Genomic DNA, 15,391 nt, shown 5'->3' on the forward strand with positions numbered 1-15,391 from the left:
GATGTCGTCTCCGTCATTGCACTTGCATCAGTGATCGGCAGGTATTGCCGGAACGACTTACCCGCAGCACCGGATTGAGCAGGATGCTCTGGCCGATAAACAGCGTCGTGGTCGGGTCGTAGTTGAGCGTCACCGGGTTGGCCAGTGCCGCCACGCCGGGGATGGACGGCACCTTGGCCGCCCCCAGCATTCCCGGCCTGCCAATGGTGGAGGCCAGCGTGGTGTAGAGATCGAGCTGGCTGCCGGCCAGGGGAGGCACGCCCGCGACCGTCGTATTGCGGCGTTCCATCACGCTTTCCACGACCAGGTCGTACTGGCCGATGATCGCGTTCTCCATCGTGGGTGCGGCCGTGGCGATCTGGATGAAGTGGTACGGTTCCGTCGTGACGTTTTGCGACGGACGGTTCAAGCTCATCAGGCCGATGGCGCGCCCGCCGACAGGCAGCACGATGTGGGTGGTATCGGCCGCCGCTGTGCCAAGTTGGCCGGAAGTGATGTTCAGGGTCTGCCCTGTCGGCGTACCGTTCTGCACATAGCCCATGCACCTGGCCAGGGTGTTCGGGGAGTCGTTCTCGATCACGGTGTAATTATTGTTGCCCGATCCTGTTGTCTGAGCTATCGCAAGCGTCTGCTGAGAGATCAGGCAGCCGGAACCGGCCATGAAGTTGCCGATCGCGGCCTGCACGCCCGATCCCGCCTGATAGCGGCACACCGTGACCGGGCCTGCGATCGGGCCGCCGGGCTGCGTTCCGTTGACCCAGTTCCAGTCGTTGGTTATACCGCCCATCAAGCCGACGACCTGCGCCTTGGACAGGCTGGGTAGCGCATCCGTGCCGCCCGGCCCGGCCGTGAGGAAGTTATCGGTGAGGATGATGCCCATGGCCTGCCCCACCACGGGGGTGGCCGTCAGGTTCGCCATTTGCGCAGGGGGTATGCCCATCCCGGCTGGTACATTCATGCCGTAGAACATCCCGGGCTCGACATCGGTCAGGCCCGCATCGGGGATGAGGTTGGCGGTATTGGGACAAGCCCACATCCATTGCCCCAGGGAATCGGTCGTGCCCGTGGGGGCACAGGCGGCATCCAGGCTCATTGCGCCGATGGCGCTGGCTTGGGCGAGCGGGATGACGCCATAGATCGAATCGCCCTGCGAACGGTCGAGGATCAACACCTTCTGTCCGGACAGCGAGGCCGGAATGGCGGCGTTCTGGGCGCTGGTATTGGCAATGCCGAAATAGGCGCGGTGGTTCTGGCCGGAAGCGACACCGACACCGGCATTGACCGTACCGTCGTAAAACACGCTCAGGGTTCCGGGCTGGAACAGTCCGACCAGGTCGGGTTCCAGCAGGGATTGCTTGAGGTAGGAACCGGCCAGGAACAGGCGGACCGTGCTTGCATCGATGTCGGCCGGGTTGAGCGACCTGACGGCAGCAGTATTGCTCGTCTGTCCTGACTGGGTGTATTGCTGGTTCTGCGTCACCCCGTTGCCGAGCAAGGCGGATGTGGCCTGGCCGGTGCCGTCATACTGGATGTTGGCCGCCAGCGTGGTCGTGCCGCCGGCATTGGTATCGCTCACCTGCTGGACGTAGCCGGCCGCATCCCGCGTCAGGCTCAGCGTCTCGCCGGTGGGCGTCATGACGGTGACGAGGCGGTTGGCCGCGTCATAGACGTAATGCGTGACGAAGTTCACGCCCGATTCGGTGCGGGTCTTCTGCACCCGGTTGCCCTGGTTGTCATAGGCGAAGGTTGTCGTCCCGTCGGCATCCGTCACTTGGCAGAGGCGGCCGATGCCGAAGCTGCAGCCCGCAGCGGCATCCCAGACATAGTTGATGTTCTCGCTGCTCACGGGGAAGCCCACGGAAATCGGCCGGTTCAACGCATCATACGTGTAGGTGGCAGCGATGCCGCGCGCATCGGTGGCACCTAGAACGTTGCCCGCGCTGTCGTAGCTGCGGTTCGTGGTGCCGCTGTCGGGGCTGGCCAATTGCGTCTGCTCGCCCAGTGCGCTCACCGCATAATGGGTGTTGAGGCTCTTGGGATCGGTCACGTTGTTCAACTGGTCCAGTGCGTCGTACGCGTACTGGGTCACCCCCAGTGCCGCATCGGTGGTCTGGCTGAGGCGGTTCAGGGCATCGTAGCCGTACAAGGTGGCATTGTTCTTCGCATCCAGCACCTTGGTGAGGTTGCCGTTGGCGTCGTAGGTATAGTTCGTGGTGTAGCTGGTGGTCGCGTTATAGGCGCTGATGTCCTGTGCCAGGTGATTCAGGGAGTCGAACACGCGGCTGTGGGTTTTGGACAGCTTGCCGGTGGCGTCGTATGCATCCTCTTTGGTGCGGTTGCCCATGTTGTCCAGGGTGTAGTGGATATGATCCAGCTTGATATCGGCGATGTCGGTCAGCCTGTGCGCGGCATCCCAGGTGTAATCCAGGTGGCTCGTGTCCGGCAGGGTCACGCGCGTGAGCTGACCAACACCGTCATAGGTGTAGTTGCTCGTCAGGGCACCGACAGTGCGAGTCTTGAGCCAACCGCGCGGCCAATAGGTGAGGACAGTGATAACGCCATTGGCATCGGTGATGGTGAGCGGTCGTCCGGCACCGTCCACGCTGTTGATGGTGGTGACGTGCCCCAGCGCATCGGTGACGGTCTTGAGGTCGCCGTTGGGGTAATAACCAAAGCTGGTGATGCTCGCGACATCGGTACGCGGGCCCTTGATGCTCTTCAGCAGGTTCGGCAGGGTGGTATCGGCTGCCGTGGTGTAGGTGTAAGTCCAAGTACGACTCCTGCTGCTGGCGCTATCGGTCACCGTTTTGGTCAGCAGGTTGCGCGTGGTCGCGTCATACGTAAAGATGGTGGTTCTGCCCGGCTCGGATATCTGGGTGGGCAGGCGCAATGTGGGGTGCCATTGGGTGGTGATGGTGCGTGCGACCGCAGTACCCGAGGCTTCGGTGCGGCTGGTCTCCAGATTGCGCGTCAGGTCGTACAGGTAGGTGGTCTTGTTGCCGTTGAAGTCGGTGCGCGAGGCAACATTGCCGTTGGCGTCGTAGGTAAAGGATGCTGAACAGCCGTCGCAGGGCGATCCGGTGATGCCGGTGTTCTTGACCACGTTCAGCAGGGTGCTGAACCCATAGGTGCGCGTAATGTTGTTGGGATCGGTCACGCTGGTGGTGGAGTTGCCGTTGGCATCAATCGCGCCATACACCAAGCCCACATGGTCGATGCCGCTGCCGAACGATCCATGCTCACTTGACGTTGCACGACCGTTTGCATCGTACGTCCAGCTGGCGAAGCGCGTGCCGTTCTCGTCCAGGATGCCGGTCAGGCTGTGGGCGTAGCTGATACCGGCTGCCGGGGTGGCGGAAACGTTGCCGACTTCGCCGTACAGGTAGGTGCGTACCTTGCCATCCGGGTACTTCACGCCGGTGAGGTTGTCGGTCAAGGCGGTGCCGCTGTAGGCATAGAGGTATACGCCACCGGCAGGATCGGTCATCTTTACCACGCGTCCGGTTCCGTCATAGCCATACTGCAGACTGCGCCCTGCGGGATCGGTGACACGGATCAGGTGTATGGCAGGCAAGATAGTGGTAGTCGGCGCACCTGTCGCGCTCAGGACATAGCCGCCATTGGGGCCTGCCGTGCCATCGCTGTAGGTCAGGGTCTGGATCAGGCCGGCACGATTGGTGATCGAGACCAGTTCACCTAATACATTGTACGTCTCGACTTCGTCGTTCTCGTTCGTGTACGTCCAGCCGGTCACGGATCCAGATGTATTAGTCAACTGAGTCAAATTGCCTATCGCATCGGCATCAGCCACGTAGCCAGCGCTACCTTGATTCATGTAGTACGCCTTGCCATCAGCTCGTTTCACTACTGCCGTTATAATTCCGCCCGAGTTAAGGATGACAATTGACTTATCGTAAGCGCTACGCCATTGACTGCCCCATATGGTCGTTTCAACTGCCAAAGGTGTAGTACCGCCGCTGTTGTACGTCCGCTCGATTTGCAACGGATATGGCCCAATACCTACATAGTCCGTTTCATGCTGATACTTGTTGCCTGTCCCCGCGTTGCAGGGGTTTGTACCTGCCGTTGTTGTCGAGCCATTGCAACCGCCATTCTTGACGGGATCGGGTGTATTGGCAAGTATGTCGCAGGTGTAATAAGTTGTCCAAGCGGTAGGGTGTGCTGTCAGCGAATAACCTGGATTGCATTGAGGTGGGTATTGAGCAACCCAACATTGATATGGACCGCCACAGGCCGGATTTGAAGGTACTGTCGTACACCAACCATTCCCACCACCACCAGCTGAAGCTTGAGGATAAGAAGCTCCATATTCAGCACACATCGTAACGCATGCTTTAGCAATATCTCCACTGGATGAAGTTGGAGAATTGACGGGAGGTATATGGCAGCCAGGTTCGGAAAACCAAGGATTATTTGGACTAACCAGCGCGGGAATTATCGGAGCAATCGTTTTAGCCTCACAGACAAAGCCAACTAACAACCACATCATCACGATGATTGAAAAATGCTTAGCAACACCTCGCACTGTGACAGCACAATTTGCATTAGCACCTCGTGACAGGATACGCATGACTACTCCTCGTTCACTCAAAATACTGCTTGTTCGATTTAAATCATTATGGCGGCGAATCGTTACACGCTAATTTCTAACTTCCTATATGCCGTAGGGTCTAGATAACAGACTAGGCAGGACTAGCTTTTGATGTAACCAATTTGTCGTGTTGGTGAACAACCTGATATGGGTGACGAACCAGCGTGATGTGATTACAGCTTCGAGGCGCAACGGGTAAGGATTATGTTTGTAGAGGGCGCACACAAGGTCGTTAAGCCACGTCCGATTCAAGAGGCGAGCCAACAAAATGGAGTTCGTAGGCTATGCCTTGTACTCGCCATCAATAGAAAATTACGAAGTGTCGAAGAACTACGGATCGGACATATCAACACTGGCGAGGTTGAATGTCTTCTTAGCGAGAAAAATGCGAGCGGCTGGTTGTGGCACGAAACCGAATTAGAAGTTTTCAAATTGCTTGTCTGAAAGCTGTCGATCGTGAAAGATGGTGTATGGCATTAGAGCTCGTTCATCTGCAGCGATCCAAACGACTGCTTCAGAATCTGTTTGCTGCCATTCGACGCTCATTCAATGTACAAGTAAATTACCAATTTGAAATTGCAATCGTGTGTAAAGTATCATTTACTCAAGTTTCAGGTGTCGCATCTTAAGTTCTCTTGCCTGTTGGTTGCCAGCTCAAGGAAGGCCGCGTCATGAAATACTACCCATCACTTCATCTCCAACGAGGGTATCTTCTGGAGATTCCAATCCCGCTCGTGGTAGTGGGGGTTGTCTTATCCATTCTCATTACCAACCTGCCACTGTTGGGACAGAAGATTGCGTTCGATTAATGGCGCAATGAAACTGCAACATCAACTGCTGATAATAAAATATTAAAATATATAGATCAGCTTCCACTCTCGATCATCTTTTCATCTGGCTGCACCAAGAACTGTCCGAGGATTCCAATATGAATGTCGAAAACGAATCTTACGATCAATTCATCGCCCGTATCGACAGGCCACCAAAACCGTTGCCCATTTGGGGTTCAGCATTGCTTTTTGCGGCGGTGTTCTTCATTTTGCAGATGAGCTTTGATGCTTGTCGCGGCACATCGTTTGAACATTTTATCATTGGCGACTTGACGGTTGTTCCGGCAGCAACATTGATCAAAGTGATTACGCCCGAAGTTGGCGTCAAGGCAATGGGAAACCAACTGCGTGCGCCGGGCGGTGGCATAAACGTGATGAAAGGATGCGAAGGAACCGAGATCATGTTCATGCTCGTGGCAGCCTTCTCTGCGGTTGTCATGCCCTGGCGTAGACGGTTAGCAGGTCTTGGAATAGGGATTCTGATGGTGTTCTGCCTTAATCAGGTTAGGCTGGTGGGGCTGTTCTATGCCTATCGTTCCGATCCATCACTATTCAAACAAATTCATGGTACGTTAGGCCCCATTGCGCTCGTAGCGATCGTCGGTTTGTATGCGCTCTACTGGTTCCAAAGTACGGAGTTTGAAGCAAAACAACATGAACCCGCAAACACGTAATTTCGCATTCAGGCTCATTGTTGTTACGGTCGTTCTGCTTTCTCTGGGAGAAATCTTTGGAACGTCACTTGTTAAACCTATCCTGCCGACTATCGCCTGGGAAATCGAAACGATTGATGACAGTTTCAGGGTTGACGGTATCAATGTTGTAAGCAAGAAAAACAACAACGTGATTCAGTTGAAGGTCTCGCAGATTCGACCAATGATCATCGGCGATCACGTATTACAGCCAAAATCTGGTCGCTTCTTCGAGCCAAATGTATTAGTGGGTAGTGTATTGCAGCCAATCATTGTTTTCCTCACAATTCTGCTGTCGTGGCAGGCCAAATCCTACCTAGTATTTCTAATACGCTTACTTCTTGCAGTTCCGGTAACAACAGTTCTCTTTGCCACCAACACACCACTAGCTTTTGTTGGCGCAATGTGGGATTTTCGAGAGCTTGTCCCTAATTTGGAACCGCATACGTTGGTATATTGGAATGATTTTCTGCAAACCGGCGGCCCATTGGTCATGGCGATAGCAGCTGCCTTGCTGGTTGTTTCACTCGCGGACCGCTGGGCAAATTCCTATCCAAGAAGTCGTCAGGCATCCTCTCTAGCAAATTAAATCGAAAAACAAAGGGTTGGCCAAGTAATGGAGTCTAGATCTAGTCCGAACGGGATTTAGGGCTGTCAATGGAAGGTGGCCGTAATTTGTGGTTGATTTAGTAAGTTACGCTTTGACTGTCATTCTTCATTAAATCGTAATTGTCGGTCGATATTGAAGTTCGGCTATGAATAGCACATTGAGTGTGTACCGTAATATCTGGCTGATAGTAACAAGCAAACTTACTAACCAACCGACCAGCACCAAGCTCCATCATAATTTGTTTAACAGCGGGCGACTTATAACTGCCAATCCGGCGCGTTTATGTGATCCGTGTTAATCGAATTGATATCGACGGTTTCGAACTTCAACGTACTGGAGTCCTTTTCCATCGCTTCAATCCCCTTCAACATCACCGCGTTAAACACTTCGTCAGACGACATCTGATGAAGTTGACGATACCGATAGAACAATTCACTAAGACGCTGGCTAACAGCAGAATGCACCACGCCGGAAACAGGAACGAAAACAGGTTGTGTATCTTTTGCCATATAAGCCCGTTATCTCTTTTCGTTACACCCTCGCAAAGATGCAATGAAAAACCCGTCAACAAGGACGGGGAAAGCATTATATTTTCACCCATTTGATAAAAAATCTGACGTCCTAGTCGATCCAGATGCCTTAGCTGATTCCCCCCAACATAGGTGTAGATGACTATTTTCGATTATCAATTATTTCTTGAATATTCTTTTGACGCCTAGAGCGCACGCCCTCATCGAAGCGTACAAAAAATACATGAATCTTGTTGTCATGGCTTAAGTGCCGTAATACACATCTTGCCCTTCCAATATCTTGATCAGACACACAAACCTTATACGATCCACTCTCAAGTATCTTTTTTGTAATCGCGAGCGATTCAGGTCTCTTTCGCCATTCAGACAAGACCGAATAGTCAGAAAAGAAATATAGGTATAGATAAGCAAAGTCAGCGACCGTAGATACCGGCACAGTGCTTCTTGCTTCAAATGTTTCACATGTATTGTCTGGGCAAAAATCGATGGTATTGTTTTTGTTAGAGTGGATTTGCACCGTATCTCTAAATTCCACCGATAGTTGTTGTAGCACTCCACTTGGCTCCACAGATTGATCCGCACACGCGCATGTTGCATATAAGGTCGTAACAATCATGCCAAATAAAATTAGAATTGAATGTTTCAAAAAGGTTGATTTCATTGCATTTTCCAATTAAGAAGAAGGTAGATTGCGGGGTAATGCTGGCACACCGTTACCAGGCACAGTTTGCAAATGCCAGTGATTTCTATTTTGGTTTTGGAATGTCTCATATTGACCGGCGCCAAAGCCACAGGAAGTGGCGCATTCCGTCACATCATTACCATTAACAGGATTGAAGTTGGGACCAGCAACATCGCATGCCTGATTCGAGTAATGATAGCTGTTTTTACTGTGACCGCTTGTTTCGGCCCCACCGGTCACCAATAAGTCGAGTGATGAATTGTTCGATTTGCGTTGCAAACAACTTTCAACACACTGCAACATGAACGCAGTATGACCAGTTACTGGAACAGTATCTGGAGGGGATTTGTTGTATGTCAATAATCCAAACGGATCCACATCCCTCAGAGGGTTTCCTCCAACGTAGGTGTACGAATTTATGCTCCCATATATAGAGTTACATCTTGGCCCAATCCGCCGTAGTGCATCCGGCTTCAGTGCTATGCGTTTTGGTTAACCTAGCAATGGTGCCCACGTAATAATTTAACGTATCCCTGTACTCTTTATCTGACGAGCATATCTTTGCCTGAACCCCGAATCGGTCGGTGCATTCGTTTGAAGGAGTCGCAGCGAGCTTTTTCAAAGCAGGCAAAATTGTCTTACCTTTCCTAAGTATTAAACATCTGTAGAGCACGCCATTCGCCTCGCCCAAATAGTAGGGAGTCAAACTCGCGAGATCTTCAATATCCCTTGTAGAGGATAAGGAATCAAAAGTGTACAAGAGAGTTGCAACGTCAATATCTTCCATAAACTCAGCAGTCGGTTTGTTAACTTTTAGCTTCTGATCTTCAAAGTCAGGCTGCCCCTTCATATTAAGTACAGAAACGATAACTCGCTTTAAACCGAATGGGCCTTTCAGGGGAGCCCCCCATTTATCTTCTACAGAACCTGCCATCACATTGCCACACAACGTGCTAAAGATAATTGCGCAAATAAAATTGTGATATCGCATCATGGAATAACCCTTAGTGTGTTAGTCGGTTCAAGATTCAATAATTTATTTAAAGTATCTCGCGTCGTATCAATTGGAGCTCCGGTTGCAGAGATACATCCGTTAGAACAATTTTCAGGATTAACGCAACCATGTATATCGAAGTTACCGCGTTTACCTAAATTGGGTACTTTGATTGGGGTCAGCCTTCGGGCATTTGGAGATAATGCGGTCCCCTGCGGACCAATAGAGTATGTACCCTCTGGAATCGGCCCAGAATTTGAAACATTTTGAGCCGCCGCGTTGTTTTGACATTTTTTAGTTGGGCAAGAGGACGGCAAATTATTCCCAGAAACGTATGACTCACTCTTAAAAGGCAGATTATTAGGATTGTTTGGAGAGCATGACATTGTATGGTTGGTAATCGAATAGGTACATTCATAGAGCCCAAGTGGATCGGCATAATTTAATGGATTTCCCCCAACATAGGTATAAGTTGAGAAACTTTCATCATACAGCCCAATCGGATCACTCTGAATGTACTGCCCCATGCCCGGATCATAGTAACGCTGCCCATTGTAGAACAAGCCCGTTTCCTGATCGTAGTATTGTCCGGGGAACCGGAGGTTCAGCGTGACGACGCCTGCGCCCGACGGGTTCTGGTTGGGCTGAATCGCACCAAACGCATCACTCACCCATGTCCACACCACCACACCCGACTGATCCCGCGCCACCCGTGGCGTGTTCAGGTGATCCACCTCGAAGTAGATGACGCGGCGGCTGGGAATATGCTCGATCTGTGCCAGCGGCGTGTCGTCACGCCAGACATAGGTGCGGATGGCAGCACCGGTGGCGCTGAGTTCTTCGAGCAGGTGTCCGGCCTCGTCGTAAACGTAGAGTATGGTCTGCGCGCCCTGGGGCGCCGCAGCAGTGGTTACCTTGCGGTTACGCAGCCCCCGATAGTCGTAGTCGTAACTTGCCAGCAGCACCCCGTTCAGCCTGGCCTCGGACATCCTGCCGGCCTGGTTGTAGGCATAGGTGTGACCCAGTCCGTCTGACGTGATGTTGCCTGCAGCGTCGGTGATGACCGCCCTGCCGTGGCGGGCCGTCAGGCGGTTGGAAGTCGTGCTGTAGGTATAGCTGCCGCCGGAATCTGAAAGGCGGACGCTGTTGGCATCGTAGCTGTAGCTGAAGTTGCCGGCAGGACCGGACTCGGCAATAAGACGGTCGGCTGCATCGTAGGTGTAGGTGGTGGTGCCCTGTGCCGTGGTGCGGCTCGCTACATTGCCTGCGGGGTCGTACACCAATGACGCCGTGTCGGCAAAAACAGATGAAGTAGTCAGGCCGGCCAGCAGCGCCACAGCCAGCAGGCGCAGTGCGAAACGCATGGTGATGGAAGGCTTCATGCTGTCTCCCCCATTCTGCGTTGCACCTGTCGCTGTGTGCGAATGACTTGCAGTAACAGCAGGCTGCCCAACAGATAGCTACCCCACTCCGGCAGGGTCGGCACATCGTTATCGGTACTGGCTGCGGCAACGGCAACCGGGGGCGCAGGTTCGATGCTGGCCTGTCCGGACAGGTCGTAAGTCATGGCCTGTGTCACCCCGTTGCCAAGCAGTTCGGACGTGGCCTGACCGGTGCCGTCGTACTGCACGTTGGCCGTGATCGAAGAAGTACCGCTGGCGCTGGTGTCGTCCACTTTCTGGACGTATCCGGCAGCATCGCGCGTCATACCCAATGTCTCGCCGCCGGGGGAAATGACGGTGATCAGGCGGTTGGCGGCATCGTAAGCGTAACGGGTAACGATGTTCACACCGAACTCGGTGCGGACTCTTTGAGTCAGATTGCCCTGATTGTCATAGGCGAAGGTGGTTGTTCTGTTGTTTTCCGTGAGTTGGCACAGACGTCCGATGCCATAGGTGCACCCCGTGGCGGCATCCCATGTGTAGGTGACGTTTTCACCCGTGGTGGGGAAGCTGACGCTCAAGGGCCGGTTCAGTGCATCGTACGTGTAGGTGGCAGCGATGCCGCGCGCATCGGTGGCACCTAGAACGTTGCCCGCGCTGTCGAAGCTGCGGTTCGTGGTTCCGCTGTCGGGGCTCGCCAGTTGCGTCTCTTCCCCCAGCGTGTTTACCGCATAGTGGGTGTTGAGGTTCATGGGATCGTTCACGTTATTGAGCTGATCCACGGCGTCATACGCATAATTACCGATGTCGAGTGCGGCATCGGTAGTTTGATTGATGCGGTTCAGGGCATCGTAGCCGACGAGGGTGGCATGGTTCTTCGCATCCACCACCTGCTTGAGGTTGCCGTTGGCATCGTAACTTGAGGTTGCAGTGTAGCTGGTGGTGGCGTTATAGACGCTGATGTCCTGCGCCAGATGGTTCAGGGCGTCGAACACGCGGCTGTGGGTTTTGGACAGCTTGCCGGTGGCGTCGTATGCATCCTCTTTGGTGCGGTTGCCCATGTTGTCCAGGGTGTAGTGGATATGATCCAGCTTGATATCGGCGATGTCGGTCAGCCTGTGCGCGGCATCGTAGGTGTAATCCAGGTGGCTGGCATCCGGCAGGGTCACGCGCGTGAGCTGGCCGACGCCGTCATAGGTGTAGTTGGTCGTCAGGGCACCGACGGTGCGAGTCTTGAGCCAGCCGCGCGGCCAATAGGTGAGGACGGTGATAACGCCGTTGGCATCGGTGATGGATAGCGGTCGTCCGGCACCATCCACGCTGTTGATCGTGGTGACGTGCCCCAGCGCGTCGGTGATGGTCTTGAGGTCGCCGTTGGGGTAGTAGCCGAAGGACGTAATGCTCGCCACATCGGTACGCGGGCCTTTGATGTTCTTGAGCAGATTGGACAGGGTAGTATCGGCTGCCGTAGTGTAGGTGTAAGCCCAACTGCGGCTCCTGCTGCTGGCGCTATCGGTCACCGTCTTGGTGAGCAGGTTACGGGTGGTTGCATCGTAGGTATAGACGGTGGTTCTGCCCGGCTCGGATATCTGGGTGGGCAGGCGCAATGTGGGGTGCCATTGGGTGGTGATGGTTCGGGCTACCGCTGATCCTGATGCTTCGGTGCGGCTGGTCTCCAGATTGCGCGTCAGGTCGTACACATAGGTCGTCTTGTTGCCGTTGAAGTCGGTACGCGAGGCGACGTTACCGTTCACATCATAGGTAAAGGATGCGGAGCAGCCATCGCAGGGCGATCCGGTGATGCCGGTGTTCTTGACCACACCCAATAAGGTGCTGAAGCCATAGCTGCGCACATTGCCCCTGGGGTCGGTCACGCTGGTGGTGGAATTGCCGTTGGCATCCGGTGTGCCATAGCTCAGCCCAACATGATCGATGCCGCTGCCGAATGCGCCGTGCTCAGAGGATGTTGCAAGGCCGTTGGCGTCGTACGTCCAAGACGCAAAACGGGTGCCGTTCTCGTCCAGGATGCCGGTCAGACTGTGGGCATAGCTGACACCGGCTGCCGGGGTGGCGGAGACGTTCGCAACTTCGCCGTACAGGTACGTGCGCACCTTGCCGTCCGGGTACTTAACGCCGGTGAGGTTGTCGGTCAAGGCGGAACCGCTATAGGCATAGAGGTACACGCCGCCCGAGGGATCGGTCATCTTCACCACGCGACCGCTACCGTCGTAACCATACTGCAGGCTGCGACCTGTCGGATCGGTGACGCGGATCAGGAATCCGGCAGACAGGATGGCAGTGGTGGGAGCACCTGTTGCAATCAGCACATAACTGCCGTTGGGGCCCGCTGTTCCATCGCTGTACGTCAGCGTCTGGGTGAGGCCGATACGGTTGGTGATCGTTACCAGCTTGCCCGTTGCATCGTACGTCTCAACCTCGTCGTTCTCGTTGGTGTAGGCCCAACTGGTCGGATTTCCGGAAGCATCAACTCCTATTTCGACAAGGCTGCCTACGACGTCTGCATCTGCCGTCCACACTCCGTTCACAAGGTGGAAGTAATATTCCTTGCCGTCTGCTTTCATCAAACTGGAAATAGGACCAACAGCATTTACATTGAACATGATGCTTCGATCATAAAAACCGCGCCATTGACTGCCCCATGAACTGAGTGCAATTGAAGTAGGTGTGTTTCCGCCGTTGTTATATATCCGAACTGAATTAATCGGGAAAACGCCTGTACCGGTATAATCTGGCTCGATTTGATAATGGTTCCCTGACCCGCTATTGATCGGGTCAGAATGTGCCTCCTGTTGGCACAGGGAACAAAAACCTACGTTTTTTTCTGGATCGGATGAGGTAAGTAAAACAGCTGCAGTCGCCGGGCCATTGGCCTTATAGCCGACATTACTATTACAGGTATATGGATTACTAGGGTTTGGACTAGAGTTGGTTGGACAAACCGCCCCGTCAAGAGGGACATATGGGGGCCAAAGCGGAACCCAACCGTATAACCCATTTCCCATGCCTACATATCCAGCTTGAGTAATGTAAAGATAGCAGTTGTAAGTACCAATAACATTGTTGTAACCAATAACGCCGGGAAAATTAGCGTTACCAACAACAACCTTATACCAATGATTGGGATCATTATTAATTGGAAAACCAAAATGCTCCCAAACATTAATACAGGAAGCCTGAGAGTGATCTGGCTCGGTGCCAGCAACGTAACCGGCAGACGGTGGATAGGTGTAATTACCTATTGCTGCAATATTTCCAGCAGCATAAACCGTGTGAATTTCCATGGCCAGCGCGCAAAAACAAATCATTGCAGTCCACGACAAAAGGCTTTTCAACACACGTTTCCTCGCAATGAGCATTCGCATCTAAATTTCCCTTTTTGCTTCCCGAGAATGCAACTCTGACAAGAATTAGATTGATTCAAGTTTGTTTTTGCAATCCTGAAAACCGCATTTTTAAAGACGGCGAATCGTTACACGCAAATTTCTAACTTCCTATATGCCATTCGGCCTATATATCGGACCATGGCAGACTAGTTTTTGACGTAACCTGTTTGTCGTGTTGGTGTGCTAGCAACTGGAGATTGCGTTTTATGCCCTCCTGTCAGATTATCCAGTTCCCTGCACAATCGAAAACCTACATGCCCGCGAACATCCTGAATCTGGCGTCCTACGCAATCACCGGCGTCGAAAACACCGAGCATGACTACCACATAAAGCTGAGGTCAAAGGGGCACCGAAACGCTGCTATGAATGTCATTCAAGCGGCGTGGTTGGCTTCGGTCGGCGTGAGCAGCTTGTGAAGGATCTGCCTATTCATGGCATGCGCGTCGGCATCTACCTGAACACCAGGCGCATGAAGTACAACGAGTGCAATAAGACATTCAGCGAATGCCTGCCTGAGGTGGATGAGCGCCGCTTCATGACGCAGCGCCTGGTGACATGGATCGGCAAGCAGGCGTTCAGACGCACTTTCTCATCCATCGCCGAAGAGGTCGGCGTGACCGAGGGCACGATCTGGCTGGTATTCAAGGATTACGTCTCAGATGTTGAGAAGGTCATTCGCTTCGAGACGCCGAAATGGATGGGTATCGACGAAATCCACCTCATCAAGCCGCGAGGCGTTATCACCAACATTTAGAACAACACCGTCGTCGAGCTGCTGCCGAACCGCAACAAGGACACGGTAACGAACTATCTGTACCGACTGGATGGCAAGGAACAGATTGAGTATGTGGCAATGGACATGTGGGCACCGTACCGGGACGCCTGCAAAACTGTCATTCCGCAAGCCCAGATCGTCATCGATAAGTCCATGTGGTCAAGATGGCAAACGAAGCTATGGAGCGTGTCAGAAAGGGTTTGCGAGATAGTCTGGCGCTCAAGCAGACCTGATGCATGACCGCTGGGTATTGTTGAAGCGCGAGAGCGAACTGACCAATCAGGAAGCGTTGCTGCTTTCGGGCTGGGTCAGGAACTACGCCGAACTTGGAATTGCACACCGTCTCAAGGAAGAGTTCTTCCACATCTACGACGCCAAAGCACCGGATGAGGCTCAAGCATTATATATAGAATGGAAACGAAGCATCCCAGCTGAACTGGCACCGGCCTTTTTCGACCTGGTGCGCGCTTGGGACAACTGGACGCCTTGGATACTGGGCTACTTCGACCATCCAGTGACCAATGCCTATACCGAGAGTCTGAACAACCTGATCCGGGTGATGAACCGGCTGGGACGGGGTTACAGCTTTGAGGCTTTGCGGGCAAAGATTCTGTTTGCCGAGGGTGCTCACCAGATCGTCAAACCTAGACCGAAGTTTGAGCGGAAGTCCGCCGAACGATTCCTTGCAAGCTATGCCTTGTACTCGCCATCAACACAAGAGTACGAAGTGTCGAAGAACTTCGGATCGGACATATCAACACTGGCGAGGTTGATCGAGGCGGGAGAGCTTTAGATGAAATCAACCGCAAATTACGGATACCCAAAAAAATCGACTTAACCTGAACACCCCAATATGCAAATTAATGTTGCGGTGTTCAGG

12 protein-coding genes and 2 pseudogenes are annotated in these 15,391 nt (G+C 53.2%); 6 read left to right on the top strand and 8 right to left on the bottom strand.

What is annotated here, in order from left to right:
• Positions 1–13 precede the first annotated feature (13 nt).
• Positions 14–3,835: an RHS repeat protein gene (locus tag QOY30_RS13700; RefSeq protein WP_283745175.1), complete on the bottom strand. Its 3,822-nt coding sequence runs from the start codon at positions 3,833–3,835 to the stop codon at positions 14–16.
• Positions 3,836–3,850: 15 nt separating this feature from the next.
• Positions 3,851–4,591, bottom strand: a pseudogene (locus QOY30_RS18140) (DUF6531 domain-containing protein); the annotation flags it as partial.
• Between the two features lie 949 nt (positions 4,592–5,540).
• On the opposite strand from QOY30_RS18140, the gene QOY30_RS13705 reads away from it, so the two are divergent.
• Together QOY30_RS13705 and QOY30_RS13710 are read left to right on the top strand one after the other, a co-directional pair.
• Positions 5,541–6,116 carry an archaeosortase/exosortase family protein gene (locus tag QOY30_RS13705; protein WP_283745176.1) on the top strand — a complete coding sequence of 192 codons (576 nt, stop codon included), beginning with the start codon at positions 5,541–5,543 and terminating at the stop codon, positions 6,114–6,116.
• A complete protein-coding gene (locus QOY30_RS13710; RefSeq protein ID WP_283745177.1) occupies positions 6,097–6,723 on the top strand; it encodes a hypothetical protein in 627 nt (208 codons plus the stop codon). Before QOY30_RS13705 ends, QOY30_RS13710 begins: the two co-directional genes overlap by 20 nt.
• 278 nt (positions 6,724–7,001) lie before the next feature.
• On the opposite strand, the gene QOY30_RS13715 is transcribed toward QOY30_RS13710, so the two are convergent.
• The 6 genes from QOY30_RS13715 to QOY30_RS13740 all read right to left on the bottom strand — a co-directional run bounded on the left by QOY30_RS13715 (position 7,002) and on the right by QOY30_RS13740 (position 12,953).
• Positions 7,002–7,253: a hypothetical protein gene (locus tag QOY30_RS13715; RefSeq protein ID WP_283745178.1), complete on the bottom strand. Its 252-nt coding sequence runs from the start codon at positions 7,251–7,253 to the stop codon at positions 7,002–7,004.
• Between the two features lie 163 nt (positions 7,254–7,416).
• Positions 7,417–7,935 carry a hypothetical protein gene (locus tag QOY30_RS13720; protein ID WP_283745179.1) on the bottom strand — a complete coding sequence of 173 codons (519 nt, stop codon included), beginning with the start codon at positions 7,933–7,935 and terminating at the stop codon, positions 7,417–7,419.
• Between the two features lie 12 nt (positions 7,936–7,947).
• Positions 7,948–8,334 (bottom strand): hypothetical protein, encoded by a 387-nt coding sequence (locus QOY30_RS13725; protein WP_283745180.1) that lies wholly within the window; start codon positions 8,332–8,334, stop codon positions 7,948–7,950.
• A gap of 58 nt (positions 8,335–8,392) precedes the next feature.
• The gene (locus tag QOY30_RS13730) at positions 8,393–8,950 is read right to left on the bottom strand and encodes a hypothetical protein (protein WP_283745181.1); all 558 of its coding nucleotides are present in this window, start codon (positions 8,948–8,950) and stop codon (positions 8,393–8,395) included.
• Positions 8,947–10,332: an RHS repeat-associated core domain-containing protein gene (locus QOY30_RS13735; RefSeq protein ID WP_283745182.1), complete on the bottom strand. Its 1,386-nt coding sequence runs from the start codon at positions 10,330–10,332 to the stop codon at positions 8,947–8,949. Before QOY30_RS13735 ends, QOY30_RS13730 begins: the two co-directional genes overlap by 4 nt.
• Positions 10,329–12,953: an RHS repeat domain-containing protein gene (locus QOY30_RS13740; protein WP_283745183.1), complete on the bottom strand. Its 2,625-nt coding sequence runs from the start codon at positions 12,951–12,953 to the stop codon at positions 10,329–10,331. The genes QOY30_RS13735 and QOY30_RS13740 overlap by 4 nt, the downstream gene beginning before the upstream one ends.
• Before the next feature lie 1,144 nt (positions 12,954–14,097).
• Between QOY30_RS13740 and QOY30_RS13745 the strand changes: the two are divergent.
• The 4 genes and pseudogenes from QOY30_RS13745 to QOY30_RS13755 all read left to right on the top strand — a co-directional run.
• Positions 14,098–14,211 (top strand): annotated as a pseudogene (locus QOY30_RS13745) (transposase family protein); the annotation flags it as partial.
• The gene (locus QOY30_RS13750; RefSeq protein WP_349496713.1) at positions 14,191–14,490 is read left to right on the top strand and encodes a helix-turn-helix domain-containing protein; all 300 of its coding nucleotides are present in this window, start codon (positions 14,191–14,193) and stop codon (positions 14,488–14,490) included. The pseudogene QOY30_RS13745 and the gene QOY30_RS13750, both read left to right, overlap by 21 nt.
• An 18-nt stretch (positions 14,491–14,508) precedes the next feature.
• Positions 14,509–14,751 (top strand): transposase, encoded by a 243-nt coding sequence (locus tag QOY30_RS18145; protein WP_502958714.1) that lies wholly within the window; start codon positions 14,509–14,511, stop codon positions 14,749–14,751.
• Entirely contained in the window at positions 14,744–15,304 is a 561-nt protein-coding gene (locus tag QOY30_RS13755; RefSeq protein WP_283745184.1) for a transposase, read from the top strand. Before QOY30_RS18145 ends, QOY30_RS13755 begins: the two co-directional genes overlap by 8 nt.
• Positions 15,305–15,391: the final 87 nt, after the last annotated feature.

The sequence above is a fragment of the Sideroxydans sp. CL21 genome (assembly GCF_902459525.1).
Classification (GTDB): domain Bacteria; phylum Pseudomonadota; class Gammaproteobacteria; order Burkholderiales; family Gallionellaceae; genus Sideroxyarcus.

Excerpts from the sequence above, each read along its gene's own strand:
- QOY30_RS13740 (WP_283745183.1), bottom strand. The coding sequence starts at position 12,953 with ATGTTCAATGTAAATGCTGTTGGTCCTATTTCCAGTTTGATGAAAGCA.
- QOY30_RS13755 (WP_283745184.1), top strand. The coding sequence starts at position 14,744 with ATGCATGACCGCTGGGTATTGTTGAAGCGCGAGAGCGAACTGACCAAT.
- QOY30_RS13715 (WP_283745178.1), bottom strand. The coding sequence starts at position 7,253 with ATGGCAAAAGATACACAACCTGTTTTCGTTCCTGTTTCCGGCGTGGTG.
- QOY30_RS13730 (WP_283745181.1), bottom strand. The coding sequence starts at position 8,950 with ATGATGCGATATCACAATTTTATTTGCGCAATTATCTTTAGCACGTTG.
- QOY30_RS13705 (WP_283745176.1), top strand. The coding sequence starts at position 5,541 with ATGAATGTCGAAAACGAATCTTACGATCAATTCATCGCCCGTATCGAC.
- QOY30_RS13710 (WP_283745177.1), top strand. The coding sequence starts at position 6,097 with ATGAACCCGCAAACACGTAATTTCGCATTCAGGCTCATTGTTGTTACG.
- QOY30_RS13700 (WP_283745175.1), bottom strand. The coding sequence starts at position 3,835 with ATGAATCAAGGTAGCGCTGGCTACGTGGCTGATGCCGATGCGATAGGC.
- QOY30_RS13720 (WP_283745179.1), bottom strand. The coding sequence starts at position 7,935 with ATGAAATCAACCTTTTTGAAACATTCAATTCTAATTTTATTTGGCATG.
- QOY30_RS13735 (WP_283745182.1), bottom strand. The coding sequence starts at position 10,332 with ATGAAGCCTTCCATCACCATGCGTTTCGCACTGCGCCTGCTGGCTGTG.